This window comes from Streptomyces altiplanensis (genome assembly GCF_053591575.1).
On the sequence record NZ_JBSFUB010000013.1, the window covers coordinates 1 to 15943 of the forward strand.

The 15943-nt window shown below is 71.2% G+C and carries 11 protein-coding genes; 7 read left to right on the top strand and 4 right to left on the bottom strand.

Annotation, left to right across the window (positions count from 1 at the left end; translation table 11 throughout):
- Nucleotides 1-131: 131 nt before the first annotated feature.
- The 3 genes from ACWD0Y_RS09005 to ACWD0Y_RS09015 form a co-directional block, all read right to left on the bottom strand.
- On the bottom strand, nt 132-1409 hold the full coding sequence (locus ACWD0Y_RS09005) for an MFS transporter (RefSeq protein ID WP_450259710.1): 1278 nt from the start codon (nt 1407-1409) through the stop codon (nt 132-134).
- A gap of 134 nt (nt 1410-1543) precedes the next feature.
- The gene (locus ACWD0Y_RS09010; protein WP_450259711.1) at nt 1544-2200 is read right to left on the bottom strand and encodes an MBL fold metallo-hydrolase; all 657 of its coding nucleotides are present in this window, start codon (nt 2198-2200) and stop codon (nt 1544-1546) included.
- A gap of 9 nt (nt 2201-2209) precedes the next feature.
- Nucleotides 2210-2896: a maleylpyruvate isomerase family mycothiol-dependent enzyme gene (locus tag ACWD0Y_RS09015; protein ID WP_450259712.1), complete on the bottom strand. Its 687-nt coding sequence runs from the start codon at nt 2894-2896 to the stop codon at nt 2210-2212.
- Between the two features lie 188 nt (nt 2897-3084).
- Here ACWD0Y_RS09015 and uvrA point away from each other — a divergent pair, with 188 nt between their 5' ends.
- On the top strand, nt 3085-6087 hold the full coding sequence (gene uvrA / locus ACWD0Y_RS09020) for an excinuclease ABC subunit UvrA (protein WP_450259713.1): 3003 nt from the start codon (nt 3085-3087) through the stop codon (nt 6085-6087).
- Between the two features lie 106 nt (nt 6088-6193).
- On the opposite strand, the gene ACWD0Y_RS09025 is transcribed toward uvrA, so the two are convergent.
- Complete coding sequence (locus tag ACWD0Y_RS09025) at nt 6194-7114, bottom strand: carbohydrate kinase family protein (protein WP_450259714.1); 921 nt, start codon at nt 7112-7114, stop codon at nt 6194-6196.
- Between the two features lie 143 nt (nt 7115-7257).
- Between ACWD0Y_RS09025 and ACWD0Y_RS09030 the strand changes: the two genes are divergently transcribed.
- The 6 genes from ACWD0Y_RS09030 to ACWD0Y_RS09055 all read left to right on the top strand — a co-directional run bounded on the left by ACWD0Y_RS09030 (nt 7258) and on the right by ACWD0Y_RS09055 (nt 15939).
- A complete protein-coding gene (locus tag ACWD0Y_RS09030; RefSeq protein ID WP_450259715.1) occupies nt 7258-7683 on the top strand; it encodes a Rieske (2Fe-2S) protein in 426 nt (141 codons plus the stop codon).
- A 96-nt stretch (nt 7684-7779) separates the two neighbouring features.
- Nucleotides 7780-9831: an excinuclease ABC subunit UvrC gene (gene uvrC, locus ACWD0Y_RS09035; protein WP_450259716.1), complete on the top strand. Its 2052-nt coding sequence runs from the start codon at nt 7780-7782 to the stop codon at nt 9829-9831.
- On the top strand, nt 9828-10790 hold the full coding sequence (gene rapZ, locus ACWD0Y_RS09040) for an RNase adapter RapZ (RefSeq protein ID WP_450259717.1): 963 nt from the start codon (nt 9828-9830) through the stop codon (nt 10788-10790). Before uvrC ends, rapZ begins: the two co-directional genes overlap by 4 nt.
- A complete protein-coding gene (locus ACWD0Y_RS09045; RefSeq protein ID WP_450259718.1) occupies nt 10787-11821 on the top strand; it encodes a gluconeogenesis factor YvcK family protein in 1035 nt (344 codons plus the stop codon). Before rapZ ends, ACWD0Y_RS09045 begins: the two co-directional genes overlap by 4 nt.
- Nucleotides 11812-12801: a DNA-binding protein WhiA gene (gene whiA, locus ACWD0Y_RS09050; RefSeq protein ID WP_093801389.1), complete on the top strand. Its 990-nt coding sequence runs from the start codon at nt 11812-11814 to the stop codon at nt 12799-12801. Before ACWD0Y_RS09045 ends, whiA begins: the two co-directional genes overlap by 10 nt.
- 150 nt (nt 12802-12951) lie before the next feature.
- Nucleotides 12952-15939 carry a M14 family zinc carboxypeptidase gene (locus ACWD0Y_RS09055; protein WP_450259719.1) on the top strand — a complete coding sequence of 996 codons (2988 nt, stop codon included), beginning with the start codon at nt 12952-12954 and terminating at the stop codon, nt 15937-15939.
- The last annotated feature ends 4 nt before the right edge of the window (nt 15940-15943 follow it).

Consider the following 15943-nt stretch of genomic DNA (forward strand, 5'->3'; position numbering starts at 1 on the left):
TGACCTCGGTGCCGGTGCTCTTCCTCGGTGTGGGCGCGCTGGTCGCGCCGTGGCTGGGGCGGCGGTTCGGCACCGAACTGGTGCTGTTCTGCGCGGATCCGCCCGCACCGGCCGCTGTGTGCGCGGGGGAGTCAGGCCGGGGCGGCCTCCGTCACGGGGGCGGGCGCCGGCCTGGTCTCCGGCAGCAGCGCGAAGCACGCCAGGCTCAGCAGCGCGAGGGCGGTCAGATACGCGGCGACGCCCCACGGCGGCCCCTCGCCGCGTGCCATCGCCGTCGCGACGAGCGGGGTCAGGGCGCCGCCGAGGACCCCCGCCAGGTTGTAGCCGACAGCCGCGCCCGTGCAGCGCACCCTCGGCTCGTACAGCTCGGGCAGATACGCGGCGACCACCGCGAACATGGTGATGAAGGCCAGCATCGCCCCCAGGAAGCCGAGGAACATCAGCAACGGCTCGGCGGTGTGCAGCAGCGCCACCATCGGGAACATCCACAGCGCCGCCGCCGTGCAGCCCGCCAGGCACAGCGGCCTGCGCCCGTAGCGGTCGCCGAGCATCGCGGCGAACGGCGTGACCGCGCCCTTGACCGCCACGGCCGCCATGATGCAGGTGAGCATCACCGTACGGCTGACGCCGAGGTGCTCCGTGGCGTACGCGAGGGACCAGGTCGACACGGCGTAGAACAACGCGTAACCGACGGCAAGCGCCCCCGCCGTGAGCAGGACGAGCCGCCAGTGGCCGCGTACGACCTCGGCGAGCGGGGCACTCGCGCGCCGCCCCGTCTCGGCGAGCTGCTTGAACTGCGGGGTCTCCGGTACGGACGTACGCAGCAGGAGTCCGGCCGCGGCCAGCAGACCCGCCGCCCAGAACGGCACGCGCCATCCCCACGCCGCGAACTGCGCTTCGGTCAGCGAGGCCGAGAGGGCCAGCATCACGCCGTTGGCCAGGAGGAAGCCGACCGCGGGACCGATCTGCGGGAAACTCGCCCACAGTCCGCGGCGGTTCGCGGGCGCGTGTTCGGCGGTCAGCAGCACCGCGCCGCCCCACTCCCCGCCGAGCCCGAGCCCCTGCAGGAAGCGCAGTGCCAGCAGGAGCGCGGGCGCGGCTGCTCCGATCGACCCGTACGTCGGTACGCAGCCGACGGCGACGGTCGCGATTCCGGTGAGCAGCAGTGAGGCGAACAGGACAGGACGGCGCCCGTAGCGGTCACCGATGTGTCCGAAGACGACAGAGCCGAGCGGACGCGCGAGGAAACCGACTCCGAAGGTGCCGAAGGCGGCGAGCGTTCCCGCGAGCGGCGAAAAGGTCGGGAAGAAGAGCGGCCCGAGAACCAGCGCGGCGGCCGTTCCGTAGATGAAGAAGTCGTAGAACTCGACGGCTGTTCCGGCGAGCGACGCGGTGGCCAGGCGGGCCATGGAGGGTGGTCGTTCTTGGTGCATGCGGCCACAACTACCCGCCGTGAACCGCGGTTACGGGGCGCACGGAAGCGACGGAAGCAACGGAAGCACTCGCACCGGCTCGCGAAGCACTTCGCGAGCCGTCCGGCGCTCTACCAGCCGCGTTCGCGCCACTCGGGCAGGTGCGGGCGCTCGTTGCCGAGCGTGGTGTCGTTGCCGTGGCCGGGGTAGACCCAGGTCTCGTCCGGAAGCCGGCCGAAGAGCTTCTCCTCGACGTCCCCGATCAGGCTCGCGAAGGCCTCCGGGTCCTTCCACGTGTTGCCCACGCCGCCGGGGAACAGGCAGTCCCCGGTGAAGGCGTGCGGGTGCCCGTGCGGGTCGTCGTAGACCAGGGCGACGGAGCCGGGGGTGTGCCCGGCCAGGTGGCGGGCAGTGAGCTTCACGTGTCCGACCTGGAGGGTGTCGCCGTCGTCGATCAGGACGTCGGTCGGGACCGGGATGCCTTCCGCGTCGTACCGGCCCGCGTACGTACGCGCCCCTGTCGCCTCGACGACCTCGGCCAGGGCCTGCCAGTGGTCGCCGTGGCGGTGGGTGGTGACGACGGACGCGATGCCGTCGTCACCGATCAGCCGGAGGAGGGTGCGCGGTTCGGCGGCCGCGTCGATCAGCAGCTGCTCGTCGGTCTCCCGGCAGCGCAGCAGGTACGCGTTGTTGTTCATGGGCCCGACCGCGACCTTGGAGATCATCAGGTCCTTGAGCTCGTGCACGTCCGCAGGACCGCCGACCTTGACCGCTCCGCTGTACGTCATGGGGTCAGCCTATAGCGGCGGCAGCGCCGGCAGCGGGGCCCCGGCGACGTCGAGCGCGGCCCCGTCGCGGCGGCCCGCGAGCCAGCCCAGCAGGTCGGGGGCGGTGCCGGTGACGGTCACGGGATCACCTTCCGTGCCCCCCGTACGCCACTGCCGTCCGCCGGTGGCGCTCAGCGCGATCGCGGGTACGCCGGGGTGCCCGGCGAAGCGTTCCGCGAGGAACGCGATCTCGCGTTCCGTGAAGTCCTCGGGCAGGTCCTCCAGCTCGTAGCCGACCCCCAGGTCGACATGGTGCAGCTCGACCTCGACGAGACGGCGGAAGGGGATGCGGGAGGCCGCGTCCGTGACGCCGTTGCGCAGGGCGACCGTGCGGGACCAGTCGGCGGGAGCGGCGGCCGTCTCCTGGAAACGCGCCGCGCTGTCGCGCACGTCCTCCAGCTGTGCGGCGAGCGGGCGCGGGGCGCCCTGCTCGATGTCGGCGTCGCGGACCAGGGCGTCGGCGTACATGGGCCGGCCCTCGAGAACGTTCACGAGGGCGTCCGCGTTGCGGGCGACATGGGCCAGCACATGACCCCGGGTCCAGCCGGGCAGCCGTGACGGTTGCGCCACAGCGGCGTTGTCCAGTTTGCCGGTCGCGGCGAGGAGCCGGTCGGTCGCTTCGCGTACAGAGACCAGGTCGCGCACGTGATCGTTCATGGCCCCGACGATAGTCCGGTCACACGATCGGGTGAAGCCGTTTGAGTGAGGCCGTAAATCGAATGCACGTGCTATAGGCTCGTCGGAGGCATCAGGAATCCTTACCACCTCGCTGTGGTTACCCCCATAGATCTGAGAACCGGGGGGCTCAGTCCTCTCTGCCTCCCTCAAGAAAGGTGCGGACCGGCGTGGCCGACCGTCTCATCGTTCGTGGCGCTCGCGAGCACAACCTCAAGAACGTCTCGCTCGACCTCCCGCGTGACTCCCTCATCGTGTTCACCGGGCTCTCCGGATCGGGCAAGTCGTCCCTCGCGTTCGACACGATCTTCGCCGAGGGGCAGCGCCGGTACGTCGAGTCGCTCTCCTCCTACGCCCGCCAGTTCCTGGGCCAGATGGACAAGCCCGACGTGGACTTCATCGAGGGCCTGTCGCCCGCGGTGTCCATCGACCAGAAGTCGACCTCGCGCAACCCGCGTTCGACGGTCGGCACCATCACCGAGGTCTACGACTACCTCCGTCTGCTGTTCGCCCGTATCGGCAAGCCGCACTGTCCCGAGTGCGGCCGGCCGATCACGCGCCAGTCGCCGCAGGCCATTGTCGACAAGGTGCTCGAGCTGCCCGAGGGCAGCCGCTTCCAGGTCCTGTCCCCGTTGGTGCGCGAGCGCAAGGGCGAGTTCGTCGACCTCTTCGCCGACCTCCAGACCAAGGGGTACAGCCGCGCCCGGGTCGACGGCGAGACCATCCAGCTGAGCGAGCCGCCCAAGCTCAAGAAGCAGGAGAAGCACACCATCGAGGTGGTCATCGACCGCCTGACGGTGAAGGACAGCGCCAAGCGCCGGCTCACCGACTCGGTGGAGACCGCCCTCGGGCTGGCCGGCGGCATGGTCATCCTCGACTTCGTCGACCTCCCCGCCGACGACCCCGAGCGTGAGCGGATGTACTCCGAGCACCTCTACTGCACGTACGACGACCTGTCGTTCGAGGAGCTGGAGCCGAGGTCCTTCTCCTTCAACTCGCCCTTCGGCGCCTGCCCGGACTGCACCGGCATCGGTACGCGCATGGAGGTCGACCCGGAGCTGATCGTCCCGGACGAGGACAAGTCCCTCGACGGGGGCGCGATCAGCCCCTGGTCCCACGGGCAGTCCAAGGACTACTTCGCGCGCCTCGTCGGCGCGCTCTCCGACGCCCTCGGCTTCCGTACGGACATCCCGTGGGCGGGACTGCCGCAGCGCGCCAAGAAGGCCCTGCTGCACGGCCACAAGACCCAGATCGAGGTCCGCTACCGCAACAGGTACGGGCGCGAGCGGGCGTACACCACGTCCTTCGAGGGCGCGGTGCCGTTCGTCAAGCGGCGCCACTCCGAGGCCGAGAGCGACTCCAGCAGGGAGCGCTTCGAGGGCTACATGCGCGAGGTGCCCTGCCCGACCTGCCACGGCACCCGCCTCAAGCCCCTGGTCCTCGCCGTCACGGTCATGGAGAAGTCCATCGCCGAGGTCTCGGCGATGTCGATCAGCGACTGCGCGGACTTCCTGGGCGAGCTGACGCTGAACGCCCGCGACAAGAAGATCGCCGAGCGCGTGCTCAAGGAGGTCAACGAGCGGCTGAAGTTCCTGGTCGACGTCGGTCTCGACTACCTGTCGCTCAACCGCGCGGCCGGCACGCTGTCCGGCGGCGAGGCGCAGCGCATCCGGCTCGCCACCCAGATCGGCTCCGGCCTCGTCGGCGTGCTGTACGTCCTGGACGAGCCCTCCATCGGCCTGCACCAGCGCGACAACCACCGCCTCATCGAGACGCTGGTCCGGCTGCGCGACATGGGCAACACCCTGATCGTCGTCGAGCACGACGAGGACACCATCAAGGTGGCCGACTGGATCGTCGACATCGGCCCGGGCGCGGGCGAGCACGGCGGAAAGGTCGTCCACAGCGGCTCTCTCAAGGAACTGCTGGACAACAAGGCGTCCGTCACCGGCCAGTACCTGGCCGGCGAGAAGTCCATCGCGATGCCGGACGTCCGCCGCCCCGTGGATCCCGCGCGGCAGCTCACCGTCCACGGCGCCCGTGAGAACAACCTGCGCGACATCGACGTGTCGTTCCCGCTCGGCGTGCTGACGGCCGTCACCGGCGTCTCCGGATCCGGGAAGTCGACGCTGGTCAACGACATCCTCTACACGCACCTGGCACGCGAGCTGAACGGCGCCCGCACGGTGCCGGGCCGCCACACGCGCGTGGAGGGCGACGACCTCGTCGACAAGGTCGTCCACGTCGACCAGTCGCCCATCGGCCGGACGCCCCGGTCCAACCCGGCGACGTACACCGGTGTCTTCGACAACGTGCGCAAGCTGTTCGCGGAGACCATGGAGGCGAAGGTGCGCGGCTACCTGCCGGGCCGCTTCTCCTTCAACGTCAAGGGCGGCCGCTGCGAGAACTGCTCGGGCGACGGCACGATCAAGATCGAGATGAACTTCCTGCCGGACGTGTACGTCCCGTGCGAGGTCTGCCACGGGGCGCGCTACAACCGGGAGACCCTGGAGGTCCACTACAAGGGCAAGTCCATCGCCGAGGTGCTGGACATGCCGATCGAGGAGGCCCTGGACTTCTTCGAGGCCGTCCCGACGATCGCCCGTCACCTCAGGACCCTCACCGAGGTGGGTCTCGGATACGTCCGCCTCGGCCAGTCGGCGCCGACCCTTTCCGGCGGCGAGGCGCAGCGCGTGAAGCTCGCTTCCGAGCTCCAGAAGCGCTCCACGGGACGCACGGTGTACGTCCTGGACGAGCCGACCACGGGTCTGCACTTCGAGGACATCTCGAAGCTCATCAAGGTCCTGTCGGGCCTGGTCGACAAGGGCAACTCGGTGATCGTCATCGAGCACAACATGGACGTCATCAAGACGGCCGACTGGGTGGTCGACATGGGGCCGGAGGGCGGCAGCGGCGGTGGCCTGGTCGTCGCCGAGGGCACCCCCGAGCAGGTGGCCGCGGTGCCGGCCAGCCACACGGGCAAGTTCCTCCGGGACATCCTGGGCGACCGGGTGAGCGACGCGACCCCGCTGAAGAAGAAGGCACCGGCGAAGCGGGCGGTGGCGGCGAAGTCGGCCCCGGCGCGGAAGTCGGCGACGGTGAAGACGGGCGCCGCGAAGAAGGCCGCGGGTGCGGCCGCTCCTGCGAAGGCGGCGCGCTCCCGCAAGGCGTGACACGCGTTTCCCGTGCGGCGTTTCCTGTGCGGCCCCTTGCCCGAGCCCGGGCGAGGGGCCGCTCGCGTGGGCGGGCAGGGGGAAGGCTCCGCCGGACGCGCCGGCCCTACGGCGCCAGTTCCGTCGCGTACGGCGGATCCGCGCCCGGGCGGGAGCACGTGATGGCGGCCGCGCGGGCCGCGAAGGCCAGGATGTCGGCCCAGGCAGCCGTGGTGAGCGCCGACAGCGCCGCAGGCGCCCCCGCCGACAGCGCGCCGTGGGCCGAGAGCCGGTGCAGCAGCGCCGCGTTCACCGTGTCGCCCGCGCCGATCGTGTCGGCCACCTCGCCCCGTACCGCCGGGACGTCCAGGGCCGCCCCGCCCCGCGTCCGTACCGTCAGCCCCTCCGCGCCCCGCGTCAGCACCACCACCGCAGGCCCGGCCGCGAGCCACTCCTCCACCGACCCGCCCAGCCACGCCGCGTCGTCCTCCGACAGCTTCAGCAGCGAGACGTACGGAAGCCAGCTCTCGAAACGGGCCCGGTAGGCGTCCGGGTCCGGGATCAGACCGGCCCTGACGTTCGGATCGAGCAGGGTGAACAGGCCGCGTCCCGCCTCACGCCGCAGCAGCGCCTCGTACGCGCTCGCCCCCGGCTCCAGCACCAGCGAACACGTGCCGAGCACCAGCGCCCGTACGCCGGAGGGGAGCGGCGCGGCCGGCAGCTCGAAGAGGCGGTCCGCGCTGCCTTCGGCGTAGAAGCCGTACCCGGCCGACCCGTCGGCACCCAGCGTCGCCACCGCCAGCGTCGTCGGCTCCGGACCGCGCTGCACGAGCGAGGTGTCCACCCCGGCCGCCCGCAGCCCGTCGACGAGAGCCTCGCCGAAGCCGTCCGTCGAGACGCGGGAGCAGAAAGCGGTGCGGGTGCCCAGCCGCCCCAGGGCGACAGCGGTGTTGTACGGCCCGCCGCCGAGCCGCGGCAGCAGAGGCGCCAGCGCGCCCGTCCCCTGCGGCACCAGGTCGATCAGGGACTCTCCGGCGACGACGATCACGGGCCCGAACGTAACCCATCGCAACCCCGCAGGACAGCCCGGAGGACACCAGGAGGACAGCCGCAGGACAGCCCGTGCGAGAGCCGCCGATCTCCGCCGGTATCGTCGGGTCTGTCACCGCACCCCTGACCAGTGGAGCCCTCATGTCCGGCCAGTCAGCCCCCCGCCGCACCGTGCTGAAGGGCGCCGTCCTCGCCGGCGCGGCAGGACTGGGGGTGGCGGCCTGCTCCACCGAGTCGAAGCTCGGCCACGCCAAGCCGCTGCCGTCCACGCCCGTGAGCCTCGGCGCGCCGGACGAGGTCCCGGTCGGCGGCTCCAAGCTCTACCGCGAGCAGCGCATCATCGTCAGCTGCCCGGCCGAGGGCGAGTTCAAGGCGTTCAGCGCGCAGTGCACGCACGCGGGCTGCGTCCTGGACAAGATCGAGAAGGAGGAGGGCAACTGTCCCTGCCACGGCAGCCGTTTCGACGTGAGGACAGGGGACGTGCTCCAGGGCCCGGCGACCGTGCCGCTGCCCGCGATACCGGTCAAGGTCGAGGGCGGCAAGCTCGTCGCAGGCCCGGAGGCCTGATCCGCCCCGCCCGCTCCGTCCGCACCGCCCGTCCCGAACGCCTTCCCGCCCTCCGGTCACCCCGCGTTGTCACTGCCCGCAAGTAGGGTGTGTGACATGGCAGACCCCTCCAGCTACCGCCCCAAGCCGGGACAGATCCCCGACTCGCCGGGGGTCTACAAATTCCGCGACGAGCACCGCCGGGTGATCTACGTCGGGAAGGCGAAGAGCCTGCGCCCGCGCCTCTCCTCGTACTTCCAGGACCTGGCCAGTCTCCACCCGCGCACCCGCACCATGGTCACCACGGCCGCGTCCGTCGAGTGGACGGTGGTCTCCACGGAGGTCGAGGCGCTCCAGCTGGAGTACTCCTGGATCAAGGAGTTCGACCCCCGTTTCAACGTCAAGTACCGCGACGACAAGAGCTACCCGTCCCTCGCGGTGACGCTGGGCGAGGAGTTCCCCAGGGTCCAGGTCATGCGCGGCCCCAAGAAGAAGGGCGTGCGCTATTTCGGCCCGTACGGACACGCCTGGGCGATCCGCGAGACCGTCGACCTGATGCTCCGCGTCTTTCCCGTGCGCACCTGCTCGGCCGGCGTCTTCAAGAACGCCGCGAGGACCGGCCGCCCCTGCCTCCTCGGCTACATCGGCAAGTGCTCCGCGCCCTGCGTGGGCCGCGTCACACCCGGGGAGCACCGGGAACTGGCCGAGGAGTTCTGCGACTTCATGGCCGGCCGCACCGGCCAGTACCTCAAGCGCCTCGAACAGCAGATGCACGAGGCCGCCGAGGACATGGAGTACGAGAAGGCCGCCCGCCTGCGCGACGACATAGGGGCCCTGCGCCGCGCCCTGGAGAAGAACGCGGTGGTGTTCAACGACGCCACCGACGCCGACCTGATCGCCGTCGCCGAGGACGAGCTGGAAGCGGCCGTCCAGATCTTCCACGTACGCGGCGGCCGGGTCCGCGGCCAGCGCGGCTGGGTCACCGACAAGGTCGAGGCCGTCGACACCGCGGGACTCGTCGAGCACGCGCTCCAGCAGCTGTACGGCGAGGAGCGGGGCGACGCGGTGCCCAAGGAGGTCCTCGTACCGGCCCTGCCCGAGGACGCCCCAGCGGTCTCCCAGTGGCTCGCCGGGCGGCGCGGCTCGAACGTCTCGCTGCGCATCCCGCAGCGCGGCGACAAGAAGGACCTGATGGCGACGGTCCTGCGCAACGCCCAGCAGGCCCTCGTCCTGCACAAGACCAAGCGGGCGTCCGACCTGACCACCCGCTCCCGCGCCCTGGAGGAGATCGCCGAGGCGCTCGGACTGGACTCCGCCCCACTGCGCATCGAGTGCTTCGACATCTCCCACCTCCAGGGCGACGACGTGGTGGCCTCCATGGTCGTCTTCGAGGACGGCCTGCCCCGCAAGAGCGAGTACCGCCGCTTCCAGATCAAGAGCTTCGAGGGCCAGGACGACGTCCGTGCCATGCACGAAGTGCTCACCCGCCGCTTCCGCCGCTACCTCCAGGAGAAGGAGAAGACGGGGGAGTGGACCGAGGAGAGCGGAGCCGAGGAGACCGGGGCTCTGGAGGTACCCGCCGGGCCGCAGCCGGAGGACGACGGCAGGCCCAGGCGTTTCGCGTACCCTCCGCAGCTCGTCGTCGTCGACGGCGGACAGCCCCAGGTGGCCGCCGCCCAGCGCGCCCTCGACGAGCTCGGCATCGACGACGTCGCCGTCTGCGGCCTCGCCAAGCGCCTCGAAGAGGTCTGGCTGCCGGGCGAGGACGACCCGGTGGTCCTGCCCCGCAGCAGCGAGGGTCTCTACCTCCTCCAGCGGGTGCGTGACACGGCCCACGACTTCGCCATCCGCTACCAGCGCACCAAGCGCGCCAAGCGCTTCAGGGCAGGGCCGCTCGACGCCGTCCCCGGTCTCGGGGAGACGCGCAAGCAGGCCCTGGTCAAGCACTTCGGTTCGGTGAAGAAGCTCCGGTCCGCGACAATCGACCAGATCTGCGAGGTTCCGGGGATAGGCCGCAAGACGGCCGAGACCGTCGCCGCGTTCCTCGCGCAGGCCACGCCGGCCGCGCCCGCCGTGAACACGGCGACAGGAGAGATCATTGAGGACGACGAGGAATCCGCCGCCACCACGGCCGCGTTCTCCCCGTCGGAACGGGGGCAGCAGGAATGACCGAGCACGACGGAGACGGAGCACACGTGAGTACGGGCACGACCGGGGAAACCGGCGAGACCGGGCATAACGGGCACAACGGTGAGGCGGCCGAGGCGGCCATCCCCGAGCTGGTGATCATCTCGGGCATGTCGGGAGCGGGCCGCAGTACCGCCGCGAAGTGCCTCGAAGACCTCGGCTGGTTCGTCGTCGACAACCTGCCGCCCGCGCTGATCCCCACCATGGTGGAGCTCGGCGCCCGCTCGCAGGGCAATGTCGCCCGTATCGCCGTCGTCGTGGACGTCCGCGGCCGGCGCTTCTTCGACAACCTCCGCGAGTCACTGGCCGACCTGGACGCCAAGGAGGTCACCCGCCGGATCGTCTTCCTGGAGTCCTCGGACGACGCCCTGGTGCGCCGTTTCGAGTCCGTACGCCGCCCCCACCCGCTGCAGGGCGACGGCAGGATCACCGACGGCATCGCGGCCGAGCGCGACCTGCTGCGCGAGCTGCGCGGCGACGCCGACCTGGTCATCGACACCTCCAGCCTCAACGTCCACGAACTGCGCGCCAAGATGGACGCCCAGTTCGCGGGCGACGACGAGCCGCAGCTGCGCGCCACGGTCATGTCCTTCGGCTACAAGTACGGCCTGCCGGTCGACGCCGACCTCGTCGTCGACTGCCGCTTCCTGCCGAACCCCCACTGGGTCCCCGAGCTCCGTCCCTTCACCGGCCTCAACGAGGAGGTCTCCGGCTACGTCTTCAACCAGCCGGGCGCCAAGGAGTTCCTCGACCAGTACACCGAGCTGCTCCAGCTCATCGCCGCCGGTTACCGCCGTGAGGGCAAGCGTTACGTCACCATCGCCGTCGGCTGCACGGGAGGCAAGCACCGCAGCGTCGCCATGTCCGAGAAGCTGGCCGCCCGCCTCTCCTCCGAAGGCGTCGAGACCGTCCTCGTCCACCGGGACATGGGGCGCGAGTGACCGGACGCAATTTCCGCCTGCGCCGGCTGCGCGGCAGCGATGCCGCGCGGCCGTTGCGCAAACGCGGCGCCCAGCCCAAAGTCGTCGCCCTCGGCGGCGGCATGGGGCTTTCCGCGTCGCTCACGGCGCTGCGCCGCATCACCGGCGACCTGACCGCGGTGGTCACGGTCGCCGACGACGGCGGCTCCAGCGGGCGGCTCCGCGACGAGCTGGGCGTACTGCCGCCGGGTGATCTGCGCAAGGCGCTCGCCGCGCTGTGCGGGGACGACGACTGGGGCCAGACCTGGTCGCGCGTCATCCAGCACCGCTTCTCCAGCCGCGGCGACCTGCACGACCACGCCGTCGGCAACCTGCTGATCGTCGCCCTGTGGGAGCAGCTCGGCGACCATGTCCAGGCCCTCGACCTGGTCGGCAAGCTGCTCGGCGCGCACGGCCGGGTGCTGCCCATGTCCGCCGTGCCGCTGGAGCTCCAGGCGCTCGTACGGGGGCACGACCCCCGGCGCCCCGACGAGGTGGACACGGTCCGCGGCCAGGCGACCGTGGCGCTCACCCCCGGCGAGGTGCAGTCCGTGCACCTGGTCCCGCAGAACCCGCCGGCCGTCCCGGAGGCCGTCGCCGCCGTCCGCGACGCGGACTGGGTGGTGCTCGGTCCCGGCTCCTGGTTCTCCTCCGTGATCCCGCACCTCCTGGTGCCCGAGCTGCTCGACGCCCTCGTCGAGACGCGGGCCCGCCGGGTCCTGTCGCTCAATCTCGCGCCGCAACCCGGAGAAACCGATGGCTTCTCTCCGCAGCGTCATTTGGAGGTTTTGGGACGACACGCCCCTAAACTCGCCCTGGACGTGGTGTTGGCCGACGAGGCTGCCGTGCCCGACCGCGAGTCTCTCGCCGATGCCGCCAAGCGGTTCGGAGCCGCGGTCGAGCTGGCGCCGGTCGCCGCGCCCGACGGTTCCCCGGTCCACGATCCGGAGCTGTTGGCCGCCGCGTACGACCGTATTTTTCGGATGCATGGAAGGATCGGCCCATGGCGATGACGGCAGCGGTGAAGGACGAAATCTCCCGGCTACCCGTCACCCGGACCTGCTGCAGGAAGGCGGAGGTCTCGGCGATTCTTCGGTTCGCGGGCGGGCTGCACCTGGTGAGCGGCCGGATTGTGATCGAGGCGGAGCTGGACGTGAGCTTCGCCGCCCGAAGACTCAAGAAGGACATTCTTGAGATTTTCGGACACCACTCGGAGCTGGTGGTGATGGCGCCGAGCGGACTGCGCCGCGGTTCCCGTTATCTCGTACGGGTGGTGGCGGGCGGCGACCAGCTGGCGCGCCAGACCGGCCTGGTCGACGGCCGCGGCCGGCCCATCCGCGGGCTGCCCCCGCAGGTCGTCTCCGGCGCCACGTGCGACGCCGAGGCCGCCTGGCGCGGCGCGTTCCTCGCCCACGGCTCCCTCACCGAGCCCGGCCGTTCCTCCTCACTGGAGGTCACCTGCCCGGGGCCCGAGGCCGCCCTCGCCCTGGTCGGTGCCGCCCGCAGACTCTCCATCGGGGCCAAGGCGCGCGAGGTGCGCGGCGTGGACCGCGTCGTCGTACGGGACGGGGACGCGATCGGCGCCCTGCTGACCCGCCTCGGCGCGCACGAGTCCGTGCTGGCCTGGGAGGAGCGGCGGATGCGCCGCGAGGTCCGTGCCACCGCCAACCGCCTGGCAAACTTCGACGACGCGAACCTGCGCCGCTCCGCGCGGGCCGCGGTCGCCGCGGGGGCCCGGGTGGGGCGTGCGCTGGAGATCCTCGGCGATGAGGTGCCCGAGCACCTCGCCGCCGCCGGGCGGCTGCGCATGGACCACAAGCAGGCGTCCCTGGAGGAGCTGGGCGCGCTGGCCGACCCGCCGCTGACGAAGGACGCGGTCGCCGGCCGGATCCGCCGTCTGCTGGCCATGGCCGACAAGCGGGCCCAGGACCTCGGCATCCCCGGCACGGAGTCCACGATCACCGAGGAAATGGCCGACGGGCTGATCGGCTGACCGCCCCCGCCGTACGACTGGCCGCTGCCGGTGCCCCACGGGGTGCCGGCAGCGGCGTTTCACACCTCTGACGCGCTATTGACATGACCATGGACTGTCATGAGCCTGGCGCTTGTTCACTTACGTGGCAGACAACAGCAAGGGTGGCTCATGAGACGCAGAGCGAGATCGATCCTCGCAGCGGGGGCGTTGCTGCTCGGCGGTGTGGTGGTGGCACCCGTCGCCCAGGCGGAGGGGGCGGGGAGCGCCGGACCGGGGAGCGCCGGAGCGGACAGCGCCGACACGGGCGCCGACGCCGTCAAGGTGTTCAACGCGGACGTCACCAGGGAGCAGATCCCCCTGCTCCTGGCCGCCGGGCAGGACGCCCACGAGATGGGCGAACGGGCGCCGGAGAAGGGCACGGCGCGCGTCGAGCTCTTCCTCACCGACGCCCAGGCCGGGGAACTGGCCGCCAAGGGCGTCAGGAACCTCACCGAGCGCAAGGTCTCGGCGAAGACGCAGTCGCGCCTCGCCGCCGCCGGGGACGGCGTCTACCGCCCGTACAGCGGCAAGGGCAATCTCCAGGAGGAGATCGTCAGGACGGGGCAGGCGCACCCGGACCTCACCAAGGTCGTCTCCATCGGCAAGACCCTCCAGGGCAAGGACATCCTCGCCCTCAAGCTCACCAAGGGCGCGAAGAAGACCAAGGACGGCGCCAAGCCCTCCGTGCTGTACCTGTCCAACCAGCACGCCCGCGAGTGGATCACCCCGGAGATGACCCGGCGGCTGATGCACCACTACCTGGACCGGTACGGCAAGGACCGCCGTGTCACGAAGATCGTGGACTCCACCGAGCTGTGGTTCGTGCTCTCCGCCAACCCGGACGGCTACGACTGGACCCACGACCCGGACGGCGACCGCCTCTGGCGCAAGAACATGCGCGACATCGACGCCGACGGCAAGTACACCGCGAGCGACGGCGTCGACCTCAACCGCAACTTCGCGTACAAGTGGGGCTACGACAACGAGGGCTCCTCGCCGAACCCCGCCAGCGCCACCTACCGCGGCGCGTCCCCCATGTCCGAGCCCGAGACCCGGGTGCTCGACCGCTTCCAGAAGCGCATCGGTTTCGAGTACGGCATCAACTACCACTCCGCCGCCGAGCTGATCCTCTACGGCGTCGGCTGGCAGGTCGCCACCCCGACCCCCGACGACGTGCTCTACAGGGCGCTCGCGGGCACGCCCGAGAAGCCGGCCGTTCCCGGGTACCACCCGCAGGTCTCCTCCGAGCTCTACACCACCAACGGCGAGGCCGACGGACACGCGGCCAACGTCAACGGCACGATGATGTTCACCCCGGAGATGACCACCTGCCAGACGGCGTCGAACATCGACCCCGACGACCAGTGGAAGCCGGAGGACTGCCAGTCCGGCTTCAACTTCCCCGACGACGAGAAACTGATCCAGGCGGAGTTCGCCAAGAACATCCCCTTCGCCCTCTCCGTCGCGGAGACCGCCGCCCACCCCGACCGGCCGTCCTCGCCCGTCGGCATGGCCGCCCCCGACTTCACACCCGACACCTTCACGACCTCCTACGCGGCGCGCGGCGGTGACCAGGAGGTCGCCGTCACGGCCCGCAAGTCCGTACGCGACAAGGAGCTCAACTACCGCGTCAACGGAGGCCGTACGCACGACGAGGACCTGGAGCGCTGGAAGGGCGGCGAGACGTACGGCGGCGAGGACAACCTCTGGTTCGACGAGTACCGCGCGGAGGTCGAGGACGCCGGACCGGGCGACACGGTGGAGGTCTGGTTCACCGGCCGCACCAAGGCGGGCAAGCGCACCTCCAGCGAGCACTTCACGTACACGGTCGCCGAGCGCTCCCGCGCGGACACCCTGGTGATCGCCGAGGAGGGCGCCCCCGCGCAGCACGCCCGGAAGTACGTCGACGCCCTCAGGGCGAACGGCCGCACCGCCGCCGTCTGGGACGTCGCCACCCAGGGCGCACCGCACGCCCTCGGCGTCCTCTCCCACTTCCGCACCGCCGTCCACTACACCGGCGCCAAGGCGCCCACCGGCCCCACCCAGACGGCGGTACGCGCCTTCCTCAACGAGGGCGGCAAGCTGATCGAGGCCGGTGAGATGGCGGGCGGCAACGCGGTCGTCGGCCCGGCCGTCACCGACGACTTCAGCCAGTACTACCTCGGCGCCTACGGACGTACGAACGCCGGCGGTGCCACCGGGTTCACCGGCGCGGGACCGCTCGCGGGAACGGCCGGACCGCTCACGGGAGCGCCCGGAAACCCGCTGGACGCGGCGGGCGCGTACACCGTCACCTCGGACACGCTGCCCGCCGACCGGTTCCCGCAGTTCCGCAGCGCGCAGGCGGGCCGGTACGACGGGATCACCAACCCGTACGCCCCGCACACGGGCCAGTGGATGGCGGCCGCCGCGCACGAGGACGGCGACTGGAAGCGCCTCGCCCGTACGGTCGACCTCACCGCGGTGAGCACCGCCGACAAGCCGCGGCTGCGTCTCGCCCTCAACTGGAACACCGAGAACGCCTATGACCACGCGGTCCTGGAGGCGCACACCGAGGGAGCCGAGGACTGGACGACGCTCCCCGAGGAGGGCGGTGCCACCAGGACCGCCGTCCCGGCCGAGTGCGACCAGGGCTACTTCGTCAACGGCCACCCCTTCCTGCGCCACTACCTCACCCTGGAGGCGGGCGGCTGCCGGGCGACCGGCACCACCGGCGCGTGGAACAGCTTCACCGGCTCGTCCGGCGGCTGGAAGCAGGTCTCCTTCGACCTCAGCGCCTACGCGGGCAAGAAGGTCGAGCTGGCGCTCAGCTCCATCACCGACCCCGGCAGCGGCGGCCGCGGCGTCTTCGTGGACGACGCGCGGCTGACCGTCGGAGGAGCCGACAAGGAGAGCGAGGGCTTCGAGACCTCGCTCGGCGCCTGGACGGCCCCCGGGGCCCCGGCCGGAAGTCCCGCCACCGGGGGCGACTGGGCCCGGTCGGGTGAGCTGTTCAAGTCCTATGCGGCAGTCACTACACGTGACACCGTTCTGTTCGGGTTCGGCCTGGAACACGTGCCGGACGCCGCGGAGCGGTCCGCGCTGCTGGGCAAGGCGCTGGGTTCGCTGCGGCGCTGACTCC

Coding starts and splice junctions, on each gene's coding strand:
- ACWD0Y_RS09030 (WP_450259715.1), top strand. CDS start 7,258: ATGTCCGGCCAGTCAGCCCCCCGCCGCACCGTGCTGAAGGGCGCCGTC.
- whiA (WP_093801389.1), top strand. CDS start 11,812: ATGGCGATGACGGCAGCGGTGAAGGACGAAATCTCCCGGCTACCCGTC.
- ACWD0Y_RS09055 (WP_450259719.1), top strand. CDS start 12,952: ATGAGACGCAGAGCGAGATCGATCCTCGCAGCGGGGGCGTTGCTGCTC.
- ACWD0Y_RS09005 (WP_450259710.1), bottom strand. CDS start 1,409: ATGGCCCGCCTGGCCACCGCGTCGCTCGCCGGAACAGCCGTCGAGTTC.
- ACWD0Y_RS09015 (WP_450259712.1), bottom strand. CDS start 2,896: ATGAACGATCACGTGCGCGACCTGGTCTCTGTACGCGAAGCGACCGAC.
- rapZ (WP_450259717.1), top strand. CDS start 9,828: ATGACCGAGCACGACGGAGACGGAGCACACGTGAGTACGGGCACGACC.
- ACWD0Y_RS09010 (WP_450259711.1), bottom strand. CDS start 2,200: ATGACGTACAGCGGAGCGGTCAAGGTCGGCGGTCCTGCGGACGTGCAC.
- uvrC (WP_450259716.1), top strand. CDS start 7,780: ATGGCAGACCCCTCCAGCTACCGCCCCAAGCCGGGACAGATCCCCGAC.